The following is an 18888-nucleotide window of genomic DNA, read 5'->3' as shown; positions in this document are numbered from 1 at the left end:
ATATCCCGGCAACAAAAAGAGAAGCTCCCCAAATACGGAAAGCTTCTTCACTAACACTACTACACTTAAAAATATCAATGCGCTGCCGAAGCGTCGACTTTGGTTTTTCCGCTTTTAGTCCACAAAACAAAGGGTACACAAATAAGGAACATGACGCCCAGATACAGAAAAACATCCATATAAGACATCACCTGCGCCTGTTTGGTAACGGTAAAATCCAGCATTTTATAGCCGCTTTTCAGCGCCATATCAGCGGTCATACCCTTCGCCATAAAGGAATGCTGCAAACCTTCAACCCGCTGCTGGACAGCCGGATTATTCACATCCAGCTTACTTACCAGGTCGTTCCGGTGCAACATATTCTGGCGTGCCAGATAGGTTGTAATCACCGCCACTCCGAATGAACCGCCCAACTGGCGCATCATTCCCGTAAACGCCGCACCCTCACCAATCTCGCGGCCTTTCAAGGTGGATAATGCCAAAGTGGTGATCGGTACAAAAAGCAGTCCAAGTCCAATTCCGCGCACGATCAGCATGTTGAAGAATGCGTCTTTACCGGTATCCGGCGTGAGGATCAGGTAACCCCAGTAGCTGTAAATGAAAAAGAAAATCATCCCCAGCGCTACCAGATATTGTTGTTTCACACCTCTTTGTAAAAGCTGCCCCACGATTGGCATCATCATCGCCGTAACGATCGCGGCCGGCACCATCAGCATCCCGGATTGTGTCGCCGTCCACCCCAACGTAGCCTGGGTATATAATGGAATAATGAAAGTGGAGCCGTACAAGCCAAACCCGAGAATAAAAGATAATATCGTCCCAACGCGCAGGTTGCCATTTGACAAAACCCGAAGATTGACAATCGGATTTTTATAGGTTAACTCGCGCCAGATGAAGAAAAAGAACCCAAAAACCGAGGTAACTGTCAAAAGCGTAATGATCTCGTCATTAAACCAATCTTCCTCCTGCCCTTTTTCCAAAACATATTGCAAAGATCCTACCGCGATCGCCAGGAAAACGATCCCCCAATAATCGATCTCGTAACTATTCTTTTTCTCCGCGAATTTCGGGCTTCTTACAAACTGGAGCGTGAGCATCGCTGCGATAATTCCGAGCGGGATATTGATGTAGAAAATGTAAGGCCACGCGTAGTTATCGACAATGTAACCTCCCAGCGGCGGGCCGAGAGTCGGCCCTACAATCACACCCAGACCATAAATAGCCTGCGCGATTCCGCGTTTTTCGGGTGGGTAACTTTCGGTGATCAAGGTTTGGGCAGTTACCAGCAAGGCGCCACCTCCCAAACCTTGTATTAACCTGAAAAACACCAGCTCCCAGATGTTATCCGCATTTCCGCAAAGAAATGATGCGACTGTAAAAATGATGATCGAGGCAGCAAAATAATTCCGTCTCCCGAATTGCTGCGAAAGCCAGCTTGTCATCGGCACAATGATCACATTACCAATGGCATACGCTGTAATTACCCAGCTTACTTCGGACAGGGTTCCACCAAGGTTCCCCCGCATATCATTCAGTGCCACGTTCACGATCGTTGTATCGACGATTTCCAGCAATGCGCACAAAACCGCTGTGATCGTAATGATGATCCGGCGAAAGCCGTATTCAACAAGTGATTCCTGTAATTCCATTCAATATTGGTTTTAGAATCAAAATCAGGTTCTTAGTTCAACAGAACGTCCACAAAGACATTCATACCCGGACGCAATTCTGAGATAAACTGATGATCTTTTTCTTGTGTAAATTCGATTCGTACCGGCAGACGCTGCACCACTTTCACAAAGTTTCCGCTCGCATTATCAGGAGGTAAAAGTGCAAAACGTGCGCCGGTCGCAGGTGAAAACGAAGCCACTTTCGCTTCAAATTCATGATCCGGATAAGCATCCACATGCACCAGCACTTTTTGCCCAAGCTTCATCCTGGTTAACTGCGTTTCTTTGAAGTTGGCTACCACCCAAGGTTCTGTCGTCGAAATAATGCTGAAAAGTGATTGTCCGGCCTGCAGAAATTGTCCAAGCTGCGCATTTACCTTCGACACGCGACCGTCGGTTGGGGCGGTGATCACCGTATATGACAGGTTCAACTCTGCATTTGCGATCTCAGCTTGTCTGGCTTTGATGTTTGCATTTGCAACACCGGTTTGCACAGAAGTGGCCCTGGTTTGTTGCCCAGCCGCTTTCGCCTGACGCTGAGCGGCATTTTTCTGTGCAACTAAAACCGCCAATGCACGTTCCGCTTTTTGTTTGGTGGCCGACGCCTGCTCAAATTCCTGCTGCGTAATCGAATGGTCTTTGATCAGGTTTTCATATCTAGCAAAATCCTGATTTGCTCTCCACACATTTACTTTTGCTTCCTCGATCTGCGCTTCTACAATCGAAATGTTCGCTTCATACGTGATGCCACTGGCTTGTGACGCATTCGTAGTCGCATTTGCCACCACCAGACTTCCCTGTGAGCCAGCCAGCCCGGCCTTCGCCTGTTCCAGTTTGATCAGCTGGTCACGATTATCAAGTACGATCAGCGTATCCCCTTTTTTTACATTCTGGTTATCCTTAACCCGGATCTCGGTCACATATCCCGAAATTCTTGGGATTACCGGACTGATGTTGGCGTCTATCTGCGCATCGTCCGTTTCTTCATGATGGAGCCCGTGGTTGTATTTATTGAATCCCCAGATCCCGCCCACCAAAATGAGCGCGGTAAGGATAATGACAAAGCGGTAACTTTTCTTTTGTGGTGCAGTTTCTTCTGCCTCCAATGTGGTTTGTTTAGTTTCCATTATTATTTTAATGTTGAATGACTGAATGAGTGAATGTTCTATCCCGAACCACTCCGAACAATTAATGACCTAGTGACCCAATGACTAATTGACCTAATTAATCATCCCCGCGGTTTGTTCGAGTTTTTTGTAGGCAACAATGGCGTCGGCTTTTGCTGCTTCGTAGTTGATTTGCGACTGAACCTGCGCAACGTCTGCATCGAGCAGATCGGTGGTGGTTACCAGACTGTTATCATATTTATTTTTCGTAATGCGGTAGTTTTCGCTGGCTTGCTCCACGGCTTTGGCATAGACATCAATTTTGCGTTTACTTAACACATAATTAAAATAGGCAGTGTTTACTTCCAGATGAATGCGGTCGAGCAGAATTTCTTCATTCGTTTTTAGCTGATATACCCAGGTTTTTGCCTGCTCCATTTTGGCCCCGGATTTCCACAGCGATGCAATGTCGTATTTAACCCCAATCCCCGCATTCACTGCATTTGGGATCATCGCAACTCCCGGAATATTCAATGCAACATACCCGGCAGTCAGTGCGACACTTGGATAAAAATCCGCTTTAGCCACCTTAATGTCCGTTACAGCCGCTTTTTGCCGAATACCATTTGCTGCAAAATCCTTTCGGTGTGCCAATGCATTTTGTTCCCACTGATCTACACTTCCTTCCTCTTTTAATTGAATAAAACTCGCGGAATCAGCCAAGACAGCAGTATTTTCGGGAAGGCCGAGCATCAGGTCCATATTGATCGTCGTTATTTTCAGATCGTTTTCTGCATTCAAAAGAGCAAGTTCTACATTTGATTCCTGCAGTTTGGCTTTCATCAGATCGTTCCTAGCCAGCATCCCGTTTTTCTCACGGTTGGTAAATTCCGCCACCCGCTCACGTTCTCTCAAAAGATTTTCAGAAACCAGGTCAAGCGATTTTTTTGCTTTGTATAAATTGCTGTAAGCCGCAACGGTATTTTGTATAATGGCGTCGCGATCATTTTCAACGTCCAGTTTCGCAGCCTGTTCGAGGTAATGCGCAGACTCCAATCCATATTTAAACCGGAAACCTGAAAAGATCGGGAGCGATGCGCTGGCCATGCCGTACATCGCCTGATGCACTGCCGGAGCAGCCCCGCCACCCGTGCTATCATTTCCACTCTGCTTGATCTTTAGGTCGATATTTGGAGTATTAACCCGCAGATATGATCCCGAAATACTCAGATTGGGCAGCTGATTTTCCCGGATCTGACGAATGCTTAATCCAGCGAGATCTACATTCGTCTGGCTCAATTTAAGCTGTTTGCTGTTTTTCAAACTCATTTCAATGGCCTCCTCCAACGTAAGGGTGCGTGCGGTCTGGGCAAAGGAATGCGTGGCAGCCGCAACCCAGATCACTCCGGCTGCCGCGTAGACCATTCTCTTAATTTTGAATGTGGTGTTCATTAGATACGGATGATTTAAATAGACTTTTTAGGTGCTGGCTCAATTTGCGTTTCAGGTATTTTTGAAACTCTTCTTCCTCCATAGATTCGAGGTCGTTGATTTTCTTATAAAAATCCTGGGTGGCGATAGCATAATTAATCGTGCCATAAAGTGTGGTAGACATGAGGCTCATATCGATATTCTTGCGAAAAGCGCCGGAATCCTGACCTTCCTGAATGAGCTTCTGCATCAGCTGCATATTGCGTATTTTGAGATTCCGGATGTGTTCCGAAATGACCGGCGTGCGTTCCGAAGAAAGCTGCTCTCTCATCATAATGTTGTGAAAGCATTGATTTCCCATTAATCGGTCTATCACACTGTCTATCAGTACGTTGATCTTTTGTATAGGCATAAGATCGTCGTCCATTAAAAGCGTTTCCAGGCGCGACCGCGATTCGTTCATCCGGTGTTGGAACAGGGCCTCAATGAGTTTTTCTTTTGATCCGAAATAATAAGAGATCATGGAAACATTTACGTCTGCTTCCTGCGCGATATCTCTCACTGAAGTTCCTGCAAAACCCTTTTGGGCGAATAGCCGCTCGCCCACTTCGATGATTTGCAATTGTTTGGCGTTGTATTCCATTATGTGTTTCATTAACAGGATATTAGCAGTGCTTTTTGTTAATGACAAGACAAAATTACCAAACTCAAAAACAGAAATCAAACGCTTGTTTGATTTATTTAAACAAACGTTTGATTAGTTGAAGGATTTATCAAATTAATACCATTAAATTTTTTTTAATACTGAGATTAAATACTCGCCCGTTGTAACCGTTTTTGATCTATTTTTATCGTCAATACAACTCTATTCCGCTATTATTGATGAAATTTTACTTCGCGGGATCAGCTTTGCTTTTCCTTATTCTATTAGCTGCTTCCGTCCGGGTAGCTGGACAAACGCTGCCATCCTGCGGCACAAACGACTCGCTTGCCGAAGCTTACCTGAAAAAATATTCACTCAAAACTGACCTAGCCTCCGCACGTGCAGGTGCGACGGAGCAGCTCGAATACCGGCTCGCGCTGGATGTCAACTATAAAACTTACCTGCATTATAATAGCGACAAAAAGGCCATTACAAAGGCTGCGTACCGATTTATCGAAAATGCTTCCCTCATTTTCGAAAGAGATATGAATATCAAACTCACTGTGGTATCGATCCTGATTTGGGACCAGCCGGAACCCTACCCACTTGTCAATGACGAAGATTATTTCAACAACGTAGTGAACTACTGGCGGAACAATCGATTCGAACCGCGGGATGCCGTGGTTTCCCTTTCGGTGCGCGGCGGCTGGTTTTATGGCGGGTACCGGATGTGCTCGTCGAATTTTCCGGACCCATATAATCCGGGCATTTACGTGGATTTGCTGGCGCATGAACTTGGGCACACCCTCGGTTCCCCGCACACGCACAACTGCTCCTGGCCCGGCGGCCCCATTGATCGGTGCAATTCCGTAGAGAATGTCTCCGATTCTTGCCAAAGCCTGTTTACCGAGTCGATAAATGGTTCAATTATGTCTTATTGCCGCAGCAATATGTCTTTTCATCCGCTTTGCCAGAACCTGATACGGGACTATGCCGAGGGAAAAGTGAATACCGAGTTCAAGTTGAATGCATTGGTTAATGCGCCGACAACACCGCAGCTTTTAAAAAAATGGGAAACTGGCTCAGTCAACACGCCGACATTTGAGTGGGATGCGCAGGAATTGGCCGGACATTTCGTTTTCCAAATTGCCCGGGATGCCGCATTTACCCAAATACTTGAAGATGAATCGCCAAAACAGTCCATTTATCAGTCGCGCGGCCTGGCAGAAGGTAATTATTTTGCCCGGTTAAAATCCGTGAACGCAGGGGGAAGCAGCAATTGGTCCGCGCCACTTCCATTTAAAGTGGGACCTTTTTCCGAACAAGCGACCGCGCCTGTTCTCTCCAATGTCCGGATGGACAACGATCTGATTGTGTATGGAAGCTTCAAGAAATATGAGGGTATTCATTCTTACCAGGTTCAGGTTTCAACGTCTAATAATGAAGAGCAGAAGATCAGTTTTGATTTTACATCGGATAATAATGCGACTCAGTCCTTCAAAATTGCGGTACCGAACAATTTTTATGGACAAAATAACGTACGTCTGCGGGTGAAATACGGGAATATATGGAGCCAATGGTCTGACCCCGAGGGCACAACAAATCCATGGGGCAGCGTGGTCTGGAATGCTACGAATTTGCAGAACATTTCCAGCAAGCCCATTCTCGCCACTCAAAATTTCATCTCAAATCCGCATACGGGAGTTTTGGAACATATAGAGATCGCCACAGACGCCGATTTCAAGGATATCGTGTACACAAACAGCAACACTACCAACCGGATGAACGAATGGGTGACCAATAAATCTGATTTCATGCCCGAACTTTCAGAAAATAAGGACTATCATCTTCGTACACGGATCGAGTGGTTCCCGGAAAACATGACAAACTGGAGAAGCTACCAGCTTTCAACGGGAATGGACGATCAGCGCTTTCAGTATCTGACTACCATTTCCAAAAATATGTTATCGGCTAATTTCCGCGGAGCCCTTAAAAACCGGTTCTACCCGGCGGGAAAGAAATTGTATGTGTTTGATATTGTAAGTGGCTACTATTCAACTGAAAACCTCAAAGACTGGTCGGCCAGTACCGTCACCACGACAGCCGGAAAAAGCTCCAATTACATCAGCCTTTTCGGAGCATCGGACACGGGCAAAACCTATTTATTTGGAACCAATAACCTTTTCGTGGAATCGGACGGGAAAACGTTCGACTATCCATCTGGCTATCCGGCTATCTACTTCAATGAATTTAGCAAGGCTGTTGTGTCGGGAGACGGTATGTTTTTCAAAACGGCAAATCTGGGAGTGGGACGTTTTCACAACGGTGCCTGGACATTCTACGACTACAATACACTCTTTTCAACCCTGGCTGTCTGCATCGAAAAAGACGGTACCGGACGTGTCTGGGCCGTGATGGGTGACGGCCGTGTTTATTCGTTTTTCAACGAACGATGGACTCCCGAGACTTACCTCCCGCAATGGCGAAACGTGAAAGGATTAGCTTTTGATAAGGATCAAACCTGCTATGCCTACGGAGATTGGGGCGTGAGCAAATTGAACAAAAACAAGGAATGGGAAGCGATAGATACCTTTTCGCCATTCGCCATTCAAAAAATCATTTCTGACAAAGACGGGACCATGTGGCTGTCGGCCTACCGTTTCATCGGCATTATCAATCAGGATTTTGCAGATTATGCACTTATCAAATACAAAAATCAGAAAGCAACCATTTATTCCGACGGCCTGAACTTCCTGAAAGAACCCTTCGATCTGGAAATTTTCAACGATCAGTTATTGATCCTGACGAACGGCGGTGAATTGCATTCATTTGAAGAAAACAAAATTCAAAGGTTTGTACCAAAATCCAGGTATTGTGTGGGCAAAGAAACGAGTGTTACCATTACTACCAATTCAACTTTCGGAAAAGACAATACCATTTCCTTTCAGCTGAAAAACAATGCAACAAATGCGCTGACGATCTTGCCCGCACTTTCCAAAAACGGTAGCGAGGTTACTCTGAAGTTCCCCGAAACTCTTTCAACCGGACTCTATACGATCCGTACCATCACTACGAATCCCGAGTTGACAAGCAATGAAAGTCCGGCATTCAATGTAGAAAAAGCCGCCGCCTGCGAATTAGTCACAGCAACTGAGCCCTCGGAGATTATGCTTTTACAAAACGTACCAAATCCCGCACAGTCGAAAACAGCTATTACATTCTATTTGCCCGAGGCCACAACTGCAGAATTGGAACTCTTCAACGTCCGCGGCCAAAAAATAGCCTTGTTGAAAAGCGGCGCGTTCCATTCAGGTTGGCACACTGCGGATGTAGACGCATCGCGACTCCCCAGCGGGATTTACATTTACCGGCTGAAAGCCGGGAAGGTTACCAAAATTCTGAAGATGGCAAAATAAGAAATATCAGGAGGCCCCGCCGGGGCCTTTCATTCAATTTGGTATCACAATTTCTATAAACAGGGAGCCACGCTGTGGCTGGCAGGAAACTGAGTTTGACAATAGGCCAAATCTTGGAGGCCTTGATAAGAAGCATTTGGTTACAAGAGATTTCTATCGGCAAGACCAAGCAAAGCTCCCGAGCCTCCTGTTTCCAGAAAATGCAATTGAAAAGAAATACGTGCGGGCTCCGGAGGGGCCTCCTGTTTCTACAAAATGCAATTGAAAGGAAATAAGCGCGGGATCCGGAGGAGCATCCTGTTTCTAGGAAATCCAATTGAAACGAAATAAGCGCGGGCTCCAGAGGAGCTACCTGTTTCTAGAAAGCGTGGTTGATTAAGGTAATGCGGCCCCAGCGGGGCCTCCTGTTTCTAGAAAGCGTGATTAATTAAAGTAAATGCGGCCCCTGCGGGGCCTCCTGTAAGCTGGAAATCTAAACTGTAAACTTTTTTTAGGACGAGACAAATGTCATTTTACCCGGTCCGGATTTTCACCGACGAATGCGCCCCAACCTCCCTTTTTGGATTTTTTAGAAGTAGCGGTGGCTTTGGAAGCGGGCGAATTGGCATGGTACTGGTGGCAGATCGCGATCGCGATGCCGTCGGTGGCATCCATGAACTCTTTGCTCAGTTCCATTTTCAGGATTTTTTCCAACATATAAGCAACCTGTTCCTTGGAGGCACTGCCGCTTCCGGTCACGGATTGCTTTACTTTTTTGGGAGAGTATTCTACGATCGGGATATTTCGGGCTAACGCAGCCGCCATGGCAACTCCCTGGGCACGCCCGAGTTTTAACATGGATTGCGGATTTTTCCCGTAAAAAGGATCTTCAATCGCCATTTCGTCCGGCAGGTAGTCGTCGATCAGCTGGGAGATGCGCTCAAAGATTTTCTTTAACTTCAGTTCGTGGGTAGTATATTTGCTCAGATGTATCACCCCATATTGAACCAGCGAAATCTGCTGACCTTTGACCGAAATCACCCCGTAACCCATCACCTGAGTGCCGGGATCAACTCCTATAATAACCTTTTCGGTAACGTCGGTTTGCTGTAATCTGATCATGGTGCAAGATAACGAACTCTCCCCTCCAAAAGAAAGAACAAAACGGGCCTACCTGCTGCTCGGGATCAAACTGGTGGTTACCATCCTTATTCTCAGCTACATTTATAAAACATTCTCAAACGAGCAAAAGGGAATCGGTGATATCGGTGAAGTTTTTGGCAGTATTTTAAATGCGGAACACCTCGCAACCATTCTCCTTATCCTGGCACTGGTACCGGTCAACTGGGCTTTCGAAAGCCTGAAATGGCAGAAACTGGTGGGCAAGGTGATCAAACTCAGTTTTTGGGAAGCCTTTCGTGGGACATTAACCGGCCTGGCTGTGGGTGTGGCTGCTCCCGCCCAGCTTGGAGATACCATCGGCCGCATTGCCGCATTGAAATCAGATCGGAGGCTTGAAGCAATTGGCGCAGCACTCGTTTCAAATGGGATCCAGTTTTACGTTTCCGTGGTCGCCGGCGCGTGGGGCTGGTTTCAAATTCAGCAAAGGTTATTACTGGCAGAAACTTCGAAACAACTGCTGAGTTTGTTACTTGTATTGATCATCATTTTGGGAATTGCAACCATCTGGCTCAAAAAACCGGTCACGGAATGGAAACCGGAAAAGGCGTTTTTCAAAAAGATACAATCCTATATAAGGATCATCGGCAGCTATTCTTCGGGCGAAATCGGTTTTGCAACTTTATTAGGCGCATTTCGTTACCTGATTTTTCTAAGCCAGTTTGTACTCGCATTATCACTTTTTGATCTGCCGGTATCGGTTATCGATCTCATTTCATGCGTTTCGTTGATTTTCCTTGCTAAAACCCTGATTCCCGCCATTAATGTACTTGGCGATCTCGGTTTGAGGGAATTTACTGCATTGCTCGTGTTTGCATCCTACGATCTGCCACCTGAAAGGATCATCGCAGCCACGTTTCTGGTTTGGATCGTCAACGTGCTCGGACCGATCCTTATCGGTATTTTCCTGATCTGGAAATACAAATGGAAAGCTGTCCGGATGCAAGAAAAACGGTTGCGATGATCGAACAATACGTACTTTCCTGGCTTATTCCGCTGATCTGGCTTTTCGTGGCGAGCTATGCAGTATTCACATTTGTCCTGACTATTTTTTGGAAAAGGATCAAGCCTGCGCAGGATCGGCCCGACATCTCCGACATTTTCATTTCCGTCGTTATCCCCGTTCGCAATGAAGCCGCGAATATCGGATTTCTGCTCCAAGACCTCATTTCACAGACATTGCCTCTGAGCCAGTTTGAAGTATTAGTGATGGACGATGGCTCCACCGACGAAACCGCCAGCATTGTTGAAACCTTTGCACAGACGACAGAATGCAACATTAAGCTAATTGCATTACCCAACACTAAAACTACGTCACCCAAAAAACGGGCGATCGAAACAGCCATTTCACAAGCAAAAGGCACACTCATTGTAACCACCGACGGTGATTGCCGCGCGAAAGCCGGCTGGCTGCTCGCAATCGCCACATATTACAGGCAAACCGGAGCAAAACTGATCAGTTCCCCCGTAACTTTCACAGCCGAGACATCTTTGACCGATCACCTGCAAACCGTCGAATTCGCAAGCCTTATCGGTAGCGGGGCGAGTGCGATTTCCGCGGGTTACCCCTCGTTATGCAATGGGGCCAATCTTGCGTACGAAAAAAAAGCCTTTCTGGAAGTCGGTGGATTCGAAGGTGTTAAACACATTGCTTCGGGTGACGACGAGTTTTTAATGCACAAAATCGCAGCCCGTTATCCCGATGGAGTCTACTTTTTGAAGAATCAGAATGCGGTCGTCAGTACCGGTCCGCATAAACATTGGTCGGCTTTTTTTCGTCAGCGAAAACGATGGGCTAGCAAATGGAAGCATTACCAAAGCAAAACTCCGCTCATACTGGCGATTTACGTGTTCACCTGCAACTTTTCCATGATAGTAAGCCTGCTTTTATGGCTGTCGGGACAATTGAACGGCCAGGCTTTTCTTTTTTTATTGGGACTTAAATGCATTCCCGAATGGCTTTTCCTCGGCAGTATTTTACGCTTTCTTCAAAAACCAAAGTCGATCTTTTACATTCCGGTTACCCAGGTAATCTATCCTTTTTACGTATGCTTTTTTGGTCTGGCGGCTCAAAAACCGGAATACGAATGGAAAGGGAGAAAATTAGTTTAGCACCCATATAAAAAAAATGCCCGCAAATCGCAGGCAATTTTAAAAGTCACATAACGCTATATAAGATCAACTCTTATTTCTTCAGGATTTTAGAAGAATACTTACCTTCTCCGTTTACAACATTCACGATGTATAATCCCTGAGCGAAAGCCTGAACATTCACTCTAATTTCGGTTTCGTTCTGAGCGGGTAACTGCTGATATACTTTCTTGCCGCCCAATGTATAAATTTCCACTTTCTTCAACGGCGAGAAGCTTTTTACATTCACTTCATCCTGAGTCGGATTAGGATAAAAGTCAACCGCAAGTCTCGTGTCACAGGTCTTACCATCTACGCTGCGGATTGCACTGTATTCGAACGATTCATCCGTATCAACTTGTTGCAGACGATAGTAATAATATTTGGAAGGCGTTGATTCTGAGGAAAATGGAGCATCTGCAAAACTATAAGCTGATTTTCCTGCCGAGTAATCGATGCGTGCCAGCGGACTGAAAGTTCTTGCATCCGACGAACGCTCCACTACAAAGTGAGAGAAATCTTTTGCTTCGCTAACCACCCATTTCAAAGCCACGTTGCAATTTTCGTTCTTCGCGGTGAAGCTTGCGAGTGTTACAGGCAATGTACTTCCCGGAGGAGGGCTGGTATAGCAGCTTCCGTTTGTTGCCGATTCAGGATATTCGATTGAGATCGTCGTCCACGGATCCACGGTCACTTTGATTTTTGCGCCAGCTATGCGAAGTGAACCAAAACGATCGTCTTCAATTTCGACCCATTTCCCGTCTTTTTTCTCGTAACCAGGCCAGGCCATTCCCTTTCCATTGATGTCGAGCGCCGCGCCGGGAAACAAAATGCTACCTGTAAGATCCAACCCTGCATCTTCCTTAACTACCTTATCCTCAGAGTTAATCCATTCGATCTTCACTGTTTTTCCAGTGGCGTCAAAATCATGCGGGGTTACTACGTAATCCAGGTAAGGCGCATTATTCAAGCATTTCGATGAAGCTACAACCGTGATTGTCTTCTCGACCGGTGGGGTAACTGTCGGGATAAATGGCCAGAAGTGGATCTCGTCACCTTTGTGGTCGAACGTTTTCGCAATAACCTGACCGTTCAGGTTGCCGTTGTTTCTTTTGAAAACATTGGCCTGCGGAGCGAGGATCGAACCATAAATGACCGCACCTTTGAGTGTAAGATCTTTGGTGGCGTCGGGAAAGTTGAAAACCACATAGCTTCCTTTTGAGTCGTCGAAACCGCCCATATTCGGAAATTTCAGTTCGCTGTTTCCTTGTTTTGCGCAAAACGTAGGAAAGTCAACGATGTTGATGATCAGACCAAACTTACCATTCGCAGCTGCATAAGCTGCATCTGTTGTCCCGGCAGCCTGCCCCGAAGGAATGCTTTTGAAATTGATGTTATTGATGCTGTTCCAAACTTCCGCAGAAACGGTAAGTACATTTATTTTGGCCGGATCAACTTTAATGGTTGGGTTTTGATCGAAAATTCCCGTGGTAAGGTATGGTCCCATTGCGGCACCAGGCATTGGCTGGTCATTTTCTTTCAGGATCGGTAAATTATCCGCCAGCTCTTTCAGCTGAGTGGACGCCTTGATCAGTTTCGGAAATGCGCCGTCCACATCGATCTGACCGGCTCCGCTGCCAAACACGTTTTCAATGACCGGATTGTTGGATACGCCTACTTTATAGCCGGATTTGAACTCGTTTACGTTTGCATTGATGATGAAATTCGGATTTGAATCGTAACCTCCGTTGTTCTGCGTGATGGTTGCGTCGGTAATGCGGATCGTTGATTCCGCATTGTTGTAATCTTTGTACCAAACTTTAAGCTTGGTAAGATCACCAGAATCGGGTGTACCGTTTCCAATTTTGGCGTAGTTTTTACCATCCACTTTAAGGGCACCGCCCAGTTTCAACCCGCCGCGGACTGCGAGTCCGATGGAAACTCCGTCCACAAAAAACACACCATGTGAGCGGTTGAAAGTGATCTGATAGTTACCGGTAACAAACATATCTCCACCTACTGCAACCGGACCTTCAATCTCGTTTGGGGCGACAGTCAGATTTCCTTTGGTGAAAATATTAAACCCCATTGCGGGTGATGTTGGACTTTGTGCTTGTATTTGGCCAGAGCGTAGTATAAGGGTCGCCAGCGAGGTTAAGAGTAAAAGTTTTGAGGACATTGCTGAGTCGAGTTTTTAATTACTCAACAAACTTATGTCACCCCTAAATTTTAGTAATTCTTTTTGTGGGAAGTGGGTAGATCTTTGGGGTAATATTCCGAAAAACAGGGGTTATAAAATGATTCAAATTGCATTAAACCAATAACTCCGTCCTCAAAATGAAAACTATATGGGGACAGAAATGAATAAATTATCCACTAATCGTCAATTATTCTACAATCAATTAGCATAAAAAAGAGTAAATGCCCAAATCCATTGTACTATTACTACTTGTATTGACTTTAAATCACCGAACGTTCTCCATTTATCAATATAATAAAAGCAAGGTGACTGTTTAAGCACGCCCGAGTGACCGGAAGCCGGAAACGGCGCTTAATCAAATTATTTGGACGCTTTTATTCCCTTGATCTCCTTGATTTCATTCTGCATTTCCTGCAACATCCGCATCAGCTGCTGCATGTCAGATTGTGGCTCGGGAAGCTGCTTGCTATGGAAACTATAATACTCCCACAACTCAATTACTTCTGAAATCGGTACGGTATAGGCGAAATATTGCTTGTTGAATGATTGTAATAGCACAGTTCCATCTTTATTGATCGTCACCTGCTTGAACACAAAGTCCTGGTCACCCCGCAGGATCACGATACATGGTGTTTCCGGCTTTACGGAAGTCCAGTCCTGGACGTACCGGGTGATGATGTCAGCCCCCTCGGGCACCGGAAGCATGGAATCACCCACTGTCGGAAACATGCGGAACGTCCCGTTTTTGGGAACAGTGGGAAGATTGAACCGCGGCAATGTCGAAAGGAATTCAGGATCACTGTACCCATTCCGGTATCCGGCCTTCGCATGCACCGGCACGTATTCAATGTTTTCTTTATCTTCTTTATCCACCGTAATGGCCAGAACCCGGATCTTCCCTCCTTTCATAAACAGCTCACTCCCCTCTTCCAGGTCTTTAATCTTCTGGTCCGACAGCTTTGTCAGATCGATTTTCAGTATACTGTCTATGCTCATCCTGAAAAACTCTGAAAAGTTGATCAGGTCGTCAATCGTCGGATTGGCTGTCCGTCCGCTTTCATGCGCATTGAGCTTAACCCTGCTGATACCCAGCTTTTCTGCCAGCGCCTCCTGGCTTAAACGCTGTCTCAAACGAAGAAATTTAATATTGACCGACCAAAAGATTTCCTGAGCTCCCATAACATTTGATATTTACGAAATCAAATATAAGATATTTATAATATCAAAAGTAAAAACCATTTATATTTTTTCGGCACAAAATGCAGGAACTAGTTTTGTTTAACTATTTTTGATAAACGTTAAACAAAAAATGGCGCATTACTCCATTAAAGACCTCGAACGCATCAGCAGCACCAAGGCACACACCATTCGCATCTGGGAGCAGCGGTACCATCTCCTGCAACCCGAACGCACCGACACCAACATCCGCGTCTATGGCGATGATGAGCTCAAAAAGTTGCTGAATATCTGCACGTTGCTTGATAGGGGAATGAAGATTTCGCGGATCAGTAAAATGTCAAAGGCGGAAATTAGCCAGGAAATCGACCAGATAATTGCCGAATCGTTCCAGGCCGACGTCCACACCATGGCGATTATCAATCGCGCGCTCATTGCGATCAGCACCTACGATTCTCATTTGTTTGATTCGCTGTTTTCAGATGCCGTGAAGAGACTTGGATTGAGAAAAACATACGAGCGCATCATCTATCCGCTACTCGTGCGCACGGGCTTGATGTGGACTAAGGATGATCTGCTGCCCTCGCAGGAGCACTTTTTGTCCAACCTGATCCGGCAAAAACTCTTCGCGGCAATCGACACGCTGCCGTTGCCTGCAGAAGCCGATCAAACCTGGGTACTCTTTTTGAACGAGCAGGAAGATCACGAAATCGGGTTGTTGTTTGCGAACTATCTGATCCGTCAATATGGCAAAAACGTAGTTTACCTGGGGGCCAGAGTTCCCTACAGCGATCTTTCCGCGGTAATTACGAAGGTGAAGCCTACCCACCTGTATTCATTTTTTGTAAGTGCATTGGAAAACGAGCAAGAAACGCTGCTGACACGTCTTTCGTCGGACTTTGAAAACATTTGTATCTGTGTTTCGGGAGCAAACCAAACGTCCATTGAAAAAACATCGCTTCCAAACATCACGTACGTAAAAAACATCGACCAACTAACTGACATACTGAATGATAGCTATGCAGAATAAGGGAATAAAGAAAAGCGGGTCGCCCGCGGACGTAGCGGTGATCGGCTCAGGATTTTCCGGGCTTGCGGCTTCGGCTATTCTCGCCCAAAGTGGGGCAAATGTGACCGTTTATGAGAAACACCAACAAATCGGCGGCCGCGCCCGGACCTTTTCGCAGGCAGGCTTTATGTTTGATATGGGCCCGAGCTGGTACTGGATGCCAGACGTTTACGAGCATTTCTACGCACTGTTCGGGGTTAATGCATCTGACTTTTATGAATTAAAAAAGCTGGATCCCGGTTTCGCCGTAATTTTTGGGGAGAACGAGGTCATGGATATTCCGGAAGACTTCGAGGAGATCTGTGCACTTTTTGAAAGCATTGAGCCCGGAAGCGCCCCGAAATTAAGAAAGTTCATCGCCGAAGGTGAGTTCAAATACATGGTCGGGATGAATGATATGGTGTACAAACCGGGAAATTCGGTGACTGAATTCTTCAGTCTCAAACTCTTCCGTGATGCATTAAAACTCCAGTTATTTACATCTCTCAGCAAACATGCCAGGCAATATTTCAAAGATCCCAGACTACTCGCATTGATCGAATTTCCAGTGCTTTTTCTGGGCGCAATGCCGCAGGAAACGCCTGCATTGTATAGCCTGATGAATTTTTCCGCTCTGAAACAAGGTACTTATTACCCAATGGGCGGATTCGGTCAGGTGGCGCAATCTTTCCGGAAAATTGCGGAAAGTGCCGGGGTCCGGTTTTCAGTTTCGCATAATGTCGAAAAACTGGAAACGGATAATCGCCGCATCACGCATTTACATACCAATGGGAACCGGATCCAAACAGACGCCGTGATTGGAAGTGCCGATTATCATCACATTGAAACACAATTACTTGATTCCGACAACCGCTCCTACCCCGACGCTTACTGGGATAGCAGGGTATTTGCCCCCTCGGCACTACTTTTTTATCTGGGGGTCAATAAAAAAATCAAAAAGCTGCGGCATCACAACCTGTTTTTCGATGAAAACTTTGAGCAACATGCGGAAGAAATCTATAAAAATAAAAAATGGCCGTCCCGACCTCTTTTTTACGTCTGCTGCCCTTCCAAAACAGATCCCTCGGTAGCGCCGGAGGGAAGTGAGAACATTTTTATTTTAATGCCGATCGCAACCGGCCTCAAAGATCCGATGCCAGTCAGAGAAAATTATTATAACATTCTGATGGACAGGCTGGAAAAATTTGCCGGTGAAAATATCCGCGACCATGTGGTTTTCAAAAAAAGCTACTCGGTCTCCGATTTTACGGAAGATTACAATGCATATAAAGGCAATGCATACGGACTGGCGAACACACTTATGCAAACGGCCATTTTTAAACCAAAACTAAAAAGCAAAAAGGTAACTAACCTCTTCTACGCCGGCCAGCTTACCGTTCCGGGACCGGGAGTTCCGCCCTCGATCATATCAGGACAGATTGCCGCCAAAGAATTACTGAAATACCTAAACAAGTAAGTTATGAAAACCTTGTTCGACACTTTATCAGCATCCTGCAGTAAAAACACGACACAACTCTACAGTACTTCCTTTTCCCTGGGGATCCATTTTCTGAAATCTGAATTCCACAAGCCCATTTACGGCATTTACGGATTTGTACGGCTTGCCGACGAAATCGTAGACAGTTTTCATGACTACGATAAGGACCTCATGATGAATAAGATACGCGTCGATACCATCGAGGCGATCCGCGAGCGTATCAGTATTAATCCAATTTTAAACAGCTTTCAGCACGTCGTTCACAACTATCATATTGAATGGGAACTGATCGATACGTTTCTCAGAAGTATGGAAATGGACCTCCGGAAAAAGGAACACACACTCGATTCGTACAGTGAATATGTACTTGGCTCAGCGGAAGTGGTCGGGCTGATGTGCCTGCGTGTTTTTACGGAAGGCGACGATGCACTATTCGAAGAATTGAAACCGTATGCCATGAAACTTGGCGCTGCATTTCAAAAGGTAAACTTTCTCCGAGATCTGAAAGCCGATTATATGTTCCTCGGCCGGACCTATTTCCCGGGCGTCAATTTCAGCCATTTTTCCATTGGGGACAAACAAATGATCCAGAAAGAGATCGAATACGACTTTGAACAAGCTTTAATCGGGATTAAGAAATTGCCGCCGGGAGCCCGGAGAGGCGTATATCTTGCCTACTATTATTACAAAAAGCTGTTTCTCCGGATAAAAGAGACTCCACCCGAGAAAGTAATGGACGCGCGCATCAGAATTCCGGACCATGATAAAATCGGACTGATGTTTCGGTCGTTGTTAAGGCATCAGCTAGACATTTTGTGACATATTTTTGTTACCACAAAATAGAATAACCCTGTTGAAGTCTTAAAAAATTGAAATATGAGTGACCAGGTAGTATTAGTGAATGAAAATGACATGGAGATCGGACTGATGCCCAAGCTGGAAGCACATCAGAAAGGAGTTCTTCATCGTGCATTCTCCGTTTTTATTTTTAATTCAAAAGGCGAAATGTTGTTGCAGCAGCGTGCAGCCGGCAAATATCACTCCGAAGGACTTTGGTCAAACACCTGTTGCAGCCACCCTTACCCCGAGGAGCCGACACACGAAGCTGCATTAAGAAGATTGGAGGAGGAAATGGGGATACAGACTGATTTGCATTTCCTGTTTTCATTTCAATACCACGCGAGCCTCGAAAACGGTCTGACGGAACACGAATATGATCATGTTTTCTGGGGTGTTTCAGACAAAAAACCACACATTAACCTTTCGGAAGTGAGCAGTTACAAATACCTCAAACCCGCTGATATTAAATTGGATATGATACACAATCCGGGCGACTACACCGAATGGTTTAAGATTTGCATGGATGAAGTCGTAGACAAAATAGACGCTAAAAACCAGTCATTAAATTAGAA

General features: G+C 45.7%; 14 protein-coding genes. 7 read left to right on the top strand and 7 right to left on the bottom strand.

The features are described 5' to 3' along the window. Window positions 1-74: 74 nt before the first annotated feature. From LZG72_RS00690 to LZG72_RS00675, 4 genes are all read right to left on the bottom strand, one after another. Window positions 75-1649: a DHA2 family efflux MFS transporter permease subunit gene (locus tag LZG72_RS00690; RefSeq protein ID WP_233866287.1), complete on the bottom strand. Its 1575-nt coding sequence runs from the start codon at window positions 1647-1649 to the stop codon at window positions 75-77. 32 nt (window positions 1650-1681) lie between these two features. Further along, a complete protein-coding gene (locus LZG72_RS00685; RefSeq protein ID WP_233866285.1) occupies window positions 1682-2797 on the bottom strand; it encodes an HlyD family secretion protein in 1116 nt (371 codons plus the stop codon). A 93-nt stretch (window positions 2798-2890) separates the two neighbouring features. Further along, window positions 2891-4228: a TolC family protein gene (locus LZG72_RS00680; protein ID WP_233866282.1), complete on the bottom strand. Its 1338-nt coding sequence runs from the start codon at window positions 4226-4228 to the stop codon at window positions 2891-2893. Further along, window positions 4206-4862: a TetR/AcrR family transcriptional regulator gene (locus LZG72_RS00675; protein WP_233866279.1), complete on the bottom strand. Its 657-nt coding sequence runs from the start codon at window positions 4860-4862 to the stop codon at window positions 4206-4208. Before LZG72_RS00675 ends, LZG72_RS00680 begins: the two co-directional genes overlap by 23 nt. 227 nt (window positions 4863-5089) lie before the next feature. Between LZG72_RS00675 and LZG72_RS00670 the strand changes: the two genes are divergently transcribed. Next, a complete protein-coding gene (locus LZG72_RS00670) occupies window positions 5090-8266 on the top strand; it encodes a M12 family metallo-peptidase (RefSeq protein ID WP_233866277.1) in 3177 nt (1058 codons plus the stop codon). A gap of 507 nt (window positions 8267-8773) precedes the next feature. Here LZG72_RS00670 and ruvC read toward each other — a convergent pair. After that, the gene (gene ruvC / locus LZG72_RS00665; RefSeq protein WP_233866274.1) at window positions 8774-9367 is read right to left on the bottom strand and encodes a crossover junction endodeoxyribonuclease RuvC; all 594 of its coding nucleotides are present in this window, start codon (window positions 9365-9367) and stop codon (window positions 8774-8776) included. Between ruvC and LZG72_RS00660 the strand changes: the two genes are divergently transcribed. After that, window positions 9366-10388, top strand: a complete 1023-nt coding sequence (locus LZG72_RS00660) for a lysylphosphatidylglycerol synthase domain-containing protein (RefSeq protein ID WP_233866271.1) — start codon at window positions 9366-9368, stop codon at window positions 10386-10388. The genes ruvC and LZG72_RS00660 overlap by 2 nt on opposite strands. Continuing rightward, the gene (locus LZG72_RS00655) at window positions 10349-11536 is read left to right on the top strand and encodes a glycosyltransferase (protein WP_233866268.1); all 1188 of its coding nucleotides are present in this window, start codon (window positions 10349-10351) and stop codon (window positions 11534-11536) included. Before LZG72_RS00660 ends, LZG72_RS00655 begins: the two co-directional genes overlap by 40 nt. Before the next feature lie 73 nt (window positions 11537-11609). Here the strand turns inward: LZG72_RS00655 and LZG72_RS00650 are convergent, their stop codons facing one another. Continuing rightward, complete coding sequence (locus tag LZG72_RS00650) at window positions 11610-13733, bottom strand: choice-of-anchor A family protein (RefSeq protein WP_310590536.1); 2124 nt, start codon at window positions 13731-13733, stop codon at window positions 11610-11612. 381 nt (window positions 13734-14114) lie between these two features. Next, on the bottom strand, window positions 14115-14933 hold the full coding sequence (locus tag LZG72_RS00645) for a LexA family transcriptional regulator (RefSeq protein ID WP_255700868.1): 819 nt from the start codon (window positions 14931-14933) through the stop codon (window positions 14115-14117). Window positions 14934-15063: 130 nt separating this feature from the next. Here LZG72_RS00645 and LZG72_RS00640 point away from each other — a divergent pair, with 130 nt between their 5' ends. From LZG72_RS00640 to idi, 4 genes are read left to right on the top strand one after another with little or no spacing between them, the layout of a single operon-like run. Continuing rightward, complete coding sequence (locus LZG72_RS00640) at window positions 15064-15960, top strand: MerR family transcriptional regulator (protein ID WP_233866259.1); 897 nt, start codon at window positions 15064-15066, stop codon at window positions 15958-15960. Continuing rightward, on the top strand, window positions 15950-17455 hold the full coding sequence (locus LZG72_RS00635) for an NAD(P)/FAD-dependent oxidoreductase (protein ID WP_233866256.1): 1506 nt from the start codon (window positions 15950-15952) through the stop codon (window positions 17453-17455). The genes LZG72_RS00640 and LZG72_RS00635 overlap by 11 nt, the downstream gene beginning before the upstream one ends. Before the next feature lie 3 nt (window positions 17456-17458). Continuing rightward, entirely contained in the window at window positions 17459-18295 is an 837-nt protein-coding gene (locus LZG72_RS00630) for a squalene/phytoene synthase family protein (RefSeq protein ID WP_233866253.1), read from the top strand. Window positions 18296-18352: 57 nt separating this feature from the next. Next, the gene (gene idi, locus LZG72_RS00625; RefSeq protein WP_233866250.1) at window positions 18353-18886 is read left to right on the top strand and encodes an isopentenyl-diphosphate Delta-isomerase; all 534 of its coding nucleotides are present in this window, start codon (window positions 18353-18355) and stop codon (window positions 18884-18886) included. Window positions 18887-18888 lie beyond the last annotated feature (2 nt).

Source organism: Dyadobacter sp. CY323 (genome assembly GCF_021390245.1).
Taxonomy (GTDB): Bacteria; Bacteroidota; Bacteroidia; order Cytophagales; family Spirosomataceae; genus Dyadobacter.
Note: the sequence above shows the minus strand (reverse complement) of the source record. Positions and strands in the feature narration are given on the sequence as shown.

Bases quoted from the DNA above. Each gene is read 5' to 3' on its own strand.
- LZG72_RS00640 (WP_233866259.1), top strand. From the start codon at position 15,064: ATGGCGCATTACTCCATTAAAGACCTCGAACGCATCAGCAGCACCAAG.
- ruvC (WP_233866274.1), bottom strand. From the start codon at position 9,367: ATGATCAGATTACAGCAAACCGACGTTACCGAAAAGGTTATTATAGGA.
- LZG72_RS00655 (WP_233866268.1), top strand. From the start codon at position 10,349: ATGGAAAGCTGTCCGGATGCAAGAAAAACGGTTGCGATGATCGAACAA.
- LZG72_RS00635 (WP_233866256.1), top strand. From the start codon at position 15,950: ATGCAGAATAAGGGAATAAAGAAAAGCGGGTCGCCCGCGGACGTAGCG.
- LZG72_RS00690 (WP_233866287.1), bottom strand. From the start codon at position 1,649: ATGGAATTACAGGAATCACTTGTTGAATACGGCTTTCGCCGGATCATC.
- LZG72_RS00680 (WP_233866282.1), bottom strand. From the start codon at position 4,228: ATGAACACCACATTCAAAATTAAGAGAATGGTCTACGCGGCAGCCGGA.
- LZG72_RS00670 (WP_233866277.1), top strand. From the start codon at position 5,090: ATGAAATTTTACTTCGCGGGATCAGCTTTGCTTTTCCTTATTCTATTA.
- LZG72_RS00660 (WP_233866271.1), top strand. From the start codon at position 9,366: ATGGTGCAAGATAACGAACTCTCCCCTCCAAAAGAAAGAACAAAACGG.
- LZG72_RS00645 (WP_255700868.1), bottom strand. From the start codon at position 14,933: ATGGGAGCTCAGGAAATCTTTTGGTCGGTCAATATTAAATTTCTTCGT.
- LZG72_RS00685 (WP_233866285.1), bottom strand. From the start codon at position 2,797: ATGGAAACTAAACAAACCACATTGGAGGCAGAAGAAACTGCACCACAA.
- LZG72_RS00650 (WP_310590536.1), bottom strand. From the start codon at position 13,733: ATGTCCTCAAAACTTTTACTCTTAACCTCGCTGGCGACCCTTATACTA.
- LZG72_RS00630 (WP_233866253.1), top strand. From the start codon at position 17,459: ATGAAAACCTTGTTCGACACTTTATCAGCATCCTGCAGTAAAAACACG.
- idi (WP_233866250.1), top strand. From the start codon at position 18,353: ATGAGTGACCAGGTAGTATTAGTGAATGAAAATGACATGGAGATCGGA.
- LZG72_RS00675 (WP_233866279.1), bottom strand. From the start codon at position 4,862: ATGAAACACATAATGGAATACAACGCCAAACAATTGCAAATCATCGAA.